Source organism: Nocardioides sp. (genome assembly GCF_050699375.1).
Lineage (GTDB): Bacteria > Actinomycetota > Actinomycetes > Propionibacteriales > Nocardioidaceae > Nocardioides.
The window spans coordinates 1-4905 of sequence record NZ_JBOHDN010000237.1; the positions used below are offsets into that span (position 1 = coordinate 1).

Annotated in this window: 4 protein-coding genes; all 4 read left to right on the top strand. The window is 69.9% G+C overall.

Features of this window, described 5'->3' with window-relative positions; genetic code table 11:
• A partial coding sequence (locus ACRDPS_RS17440; protein WP_431502927.1) for a substrate-binding domain-containing protein occupies window positions 1-773 on the top strand: 773 nt, incomplete at its 5' end.
• 116 nt (window positions 774-889) lie between these two features.
• A complete protein-coding gene (locus ACRDPS_RS17445; protein WP_431502928.1) occupies window positions 890-2569 on the top strand; it encodes a glycoside hydrolase family 13 protein in 1680 nt (559 codons plus the stop codon).
• 31 nt (window positions 2570-2600) lie between these two features.
• On the top strand, window positions 2601-3968 hold the full coding sequence (locus ACRDPS_RS17450; RefSeq protein ID WP_431502929.1) for an ABC transporter substrate-binding protein: 1368 nt from the start codon (window positions 2601-2603) through the stop codon (window positions 3966-3968).
• A gap of 2 nt (window positions 3969-3970) precedes the next feature.
• Window positions 3971-4905, top strand: a 935-nt coding sequence (locus tag ACRDPS_RS17455; RefSeq protein WP_431502930.1) for a carbohydrate ABC transporter permease, incomplete at its 3' end; no start/stop codon positions are given.

The following is a 4905-nucleotide window of genomic DNA, read 5'->3' on the forward strand; positions in this document are numbered from 1 at the left end:
TCGCCCAGCAGGGGCTCACCCCGGTGCTGTGCACGCAGACCGCCGGCGGCGTGACCGAGTCGGAGTACGTCGACCTGCTCCTGGAGCAGCAGGTGGCCGGCGTGGTCTTCGCCGGCGGTGCGTACGCACAGCGCGACGCCGACCACGGCCACTACGACCGCCTGGCGGCGCGCGACCTTCCTGTCGTGCTCATCAACGCGGCCATCGATGATCTGCCTTTCCCGCGGGTGGTCTGCGACGACGCCGACGCGATGGAGCAGGCCGCCGAGCACCTGCTGGCGCTCGGGCACGAGCGGATCGGGCTGGTGCTGGGGCCGCGCGACCACGTGCCCTCCGAGCGAAAGCTGGCCGCCTTCCGTGCCGTCTGCGAGCGGGCCGGTGTGCCGTTCGACGACGACCTGGTCGTACGCAGCCTCTACTCCCTCCAGAGCGGCCAGGCCTCCGCGGCTCGCCTGATCGAGCAGGGAGCCACCGGGATCCTCTGCGCCAGCGACCCGCTCGCGCTGGGGGCGGTCCGTGCGGTTCGCCGGGCCCGGCTCTCGACGCCCGGCGACGTGTCGGTGATCGGCTACGACGACTCCGCCTTCATGGCTTCTGCCGACCCGCCGCTCACCACGATCCGCCAGCCGATCGAGGCGATGGGTCGCGCGGCCGTCGACTTCCTGGTGAGCCAGATCGACGGCACCCTTGGGCCGGTAGACGAGCTGCTCTTCGAGCCCGAGCTGGTGGTCCGGCGATCGACCGGAGCCGCAAGACAGCGCGCAAAGTCCTGAAATTAATTACGTACTGTCAAGTTCTTGCGCACCTTCTGCTGGCGGCTCTAACGTCGCAGCACGCCGTCATGGTGATGGCCATCACACCCGTGTGAGCAGCTGAGAACGGAGCGCCCGTGACCGCCACGGAACCTCGACAGAGCGAGCCGGCACCAGCAGTGCTCACGGCTTTCACCGAGCGCCCGGCCGACTGGTGGCGCTGCGCGGCGATCTACCAGATCTATCCCCGCAGCTTCGCCGACGCCAACGGCGACGGCACCGGCGACCTGGCCGGCGTGCGAACGCGTCTGACCTACCTGCGAGACCTCGGGGTGGACGCCATCTGGTTCACGCCGTGGTATCCGTCGCCGATGGCCGACGGCGGCTACGACGTCGCCGACTACCGCGCGATCGACCCGGTCTTCGGCGACCTCGCGGAGGCCGAGGCGCTGATCGAGGACGCGCTCGAGCTGGGCATCCGCACGATCATCGACGTCGTCCCCAACCATGTTTCCGACCAGCACCGCTGGTTCAAGGCCGCGGTCGCAGCCGGTCCCGGCTCACCCGAGAGGGAGCGGTTCTGGTTCCGCGAGGGCCGCGGCGCCGACGGCGAGCTGGCGCCCAACGACTGGGTCTCGGAGTTCGGCGGAACGGCCTGGACCCGGCTGACGACCCCCGACGGCGTCCCCGAGCAGTGGTATCTCCACCTCTTCTCCGCCGCACAGCCCGACCTCAACTGGCAGCACGAGGACGTACGCCGCGAGCACGAGGACATTCTCCGGTTCTGGTTCGACCGCGACGTCGCCGGGATCCGGATCGACTCGGCCGCCCTGCTCGCCAAGGACCCCTCGCTTCCCGACGTCCCCGTCGACCCACGACCCGGCGAGCACCCCTACATCGACCGCGAGGAGCTCCAGGAGATCTATCGCGGCTGGCGCCGGATAGCCCAGGACTACGGAGCCGACCGCGCCCTGATCGGCGAGGTCTGGCTCCCCGACACGGCCAGGTTCATCCGCTACCTCCAGCCCGATGCCCTGCACGCGGCCTTCAACTTCGACTTCATGACCGCGCCGTGGGACGCCGAGGCGCTGCGTACGTCCATCGAGACGACCCTGCGGGTGCACGGTGAGGCCGGCGCACCGGCGACCTGGGTGCTCTCCAACCACGACGTCACCCGGCTGGTGACCCGCTACGGCCGCGAAGAGACCGCGTTCGCGTTCGACACCAAGCGCTTCGGCACCCCGACCGACCGGGCGCTCGGCGAGCGCCGGGCGCGGGCGGCGGCGATGCTCGCGATGGGCCTTCCCGGGGCCTACTACCTCTATCAGGGCGAGGAGCTGGGCCTGGACGAGGCCGACATCTCGCCGGACCTGGTCCAGGACCCGATGCACCTACGCAGCGGCGGCATCGACCCCGGCCGGGACGGCTGCCGGGTGCCGCTGCCCTGGAGCGGGGACCGGGTGCCGTACGGCTTCAGCACGCCGGGTACGGCCACCTGGCTCCCGCAGCCCGAGGGCTGGGCAGCACTGACCGCGCAGGCGCAGTCGGCCGACCCGTGCTCGATGCTGTCGCTGCACCGGATGGCGCTGCTGATCAGGCGTACGCACCCCGATCTCGCCACCGGCGACCTCAGCTGGATCGAGACCGATCCCGGGATCATCGCCTTCCGACGCGGCGCGCACTTCGCGTGCGTCGTGAACCTGACCGACACGCCTGTGGAGCTGCCGCGCAGCGACCACGTCTGGCTCGCCAGCTCGCCCCTCGAGGCGGGCCGGCTCGCCCCCGATGCCGCGGTCTGGCTGCGGCCCACCACCTGAACCCCACCACAACATCGGAGGAGACAGACCCATGAGAACCACTCGATTGCGCAGCGTCGCGCTCGGCGTCGTCGCGGCCGTCGCGTTCGGCTCGCTCGCCGCATGCGGCGGGTCGTCGGACGACAGCGACGGCGTCACCATCACCGTCGAGGGCTGGCGCCCGGGCGACAAGAAGGCCACGATCGACGCCGTCAAGGCGCAGGCAACGGCCTTCAACAAGGAGAATCCCGGCATCACCGTGAAGCCGGTCGAGTGGCAGTGGAACGCGCAGACCTTCCCTGCGCAGCTCGCCGGTGGCACCCTGCCGATCTCCTTCCGGGTGCCCTTCACCGACACCAAGGGTCTGGTCGAGCGCAACCAGGTCGCCGACGTGGACGCCGAGATCCGGAAGCTGTCCTACTTCGACAAGCTCAACCCCACCGTGCTGACCGCGGCGCAGGGCACCGACGGCAAGGTCTACGGGTTGCCGTCCGACGTCTACGCCAACGCGCTCCACTACAACCGCGACCTGTTCACCAAGGCTGGCCTCGACCCCGACAAGCCGCCGACCACGTGGGAGGAGCTGCGCGCCGCGGCCAAGCAGATCCACGACCGCACCGGCGCCACCGGCTACGCCGAGATGACCGCCTCCAACACCGGTGGCTGGATCCTGACGACCCTGACCTACGCCCTCGGCGGCCGGATGCAGACGCAGGACGGCGACAAGTTCACCGCCACGGTCGACAACCCGCAGACCGAGGAGGCGCTGCAGATGCTGCAGGACATGCGCTGGAGCGAGAAGTCGTTCTCCGGCAACACCTCCTATGACTGGAACAGCATCAACCAGGCGTTCGCGGCGGGGAAGGTCGCGATGTACATCAGCGGCTCCGACGTCTACAACGGCCTGGTCACCACCTCGGCGATCGACCCGAAGACGTACGGTCTCACCGCCGTCCCGCTCGGGGACTCGCCGGACGCCGGGGCGCTCGGTGGTGGCTCGGTGAACGTCGTCAGCGCCAAGGCGACCAAGGCCGAGGCCAAGGCGGCCGTGGCCTGGGCGGACTACTTCCGGATCCGGAAGTACACAGACGAGAGCGCGGCCGTCGCCGACGCCAAGACCCAGACCGCGGCCGAGCAGCCCGTGGGCACACCGACGTTCCCGATCTTCGACGAGGCGTCCTACACCACATACCAGGGGTGGGTGAAGGACTACGTCAACGTGCCGCTCGAGCAGATGACCGGGTACACCTCGAGGATGTTCGACCTGTCGCTGGTCCCCGAGCCGCCCTCGCAGACGCAGGCTGTGTACGGCGCGCTCGACCCGGTCGTGCAGAAGGTGCTCAGTGACGAGGACGCCGACGTCGGCGCGCTGCTGAAGGACGCCGACGCCTCGGTCCAGCAGATCCTGGACAAGGGCTGAGCGTGGTCGCTGACCTGTCCCGGGTGGGGGAGCCGGCTCTCGTGAGAGGGCCGGCTCGCCGACGTACGCCGCTCGTCGCCGTCCTCGGCCGGTGGTGGCGCGGGAGCGCGGCGACCCTGGTCTTCCTGGTGCCGATGCTTCTCGTCTTCGGGCTGTTCTCGTGGTGGCCGATCGCGCGGACCGTGGTGATGAGCGTGCAGGAGACCAACCTCGTGGGGCCCGCGGAATGGGTCGGGCTGGACAACTTCCGTACCGTGCTCGCCGACCCGCTGCTTCCGGTGGCCCTGCGCAACACGGCCGTCTTCGCGGCGATCGCGTTCGTCTTCGGCTATCCGATCCCGCTGGTCATGGCGGTGGTCTTCAGCTCGCTGCGCAGGCTGCGCGGGCTCTATGCCGGGCTGGCCTACCTGCCCGTCGTGGTGCCGCCCGCGGTGGCGGTGCTGCTGTGGAAGACGTTTTACGACGCCGGGTCCGGGGGAGTCTTCAACACCATCCTCGGGTGGGTCGGCCTCGGGCCGGTGCCGTGGCTGGAGTCGGCCGACTGGGTGCTGCCGGCGCTGGTGATGGAGGCGACCTGGGCCGCGGCCGGCGGCACCGTGATCATCTATCTCGCGGCGCTGACCTCGGTGCCGCAAGAGCTCTATGACGCTGCCTCCGCCGACGGCGCCGGGGTGCTCGGCAAGGTCTGGCACGTCACCCTGCCGCACCTGCGTCCGGTGCTGCTGATCACCTTGATCCTGCAGATCATCGGCACCGCGCAGGTCTTCCTGGAGCCCTACCTGTTCACCGGCGGCGGGCCCTCGCACGCCTCGCTGACGGTGCTGCTCCTGATCTATGAGTACGCCTTCGGCAGCACCACCGGGGGCGGCGACTACGGCCCGGCGACCGCGCTGAGCCTGATGATGGCGCTCGGACTGGCGCTGCTGTCGTGGATCTA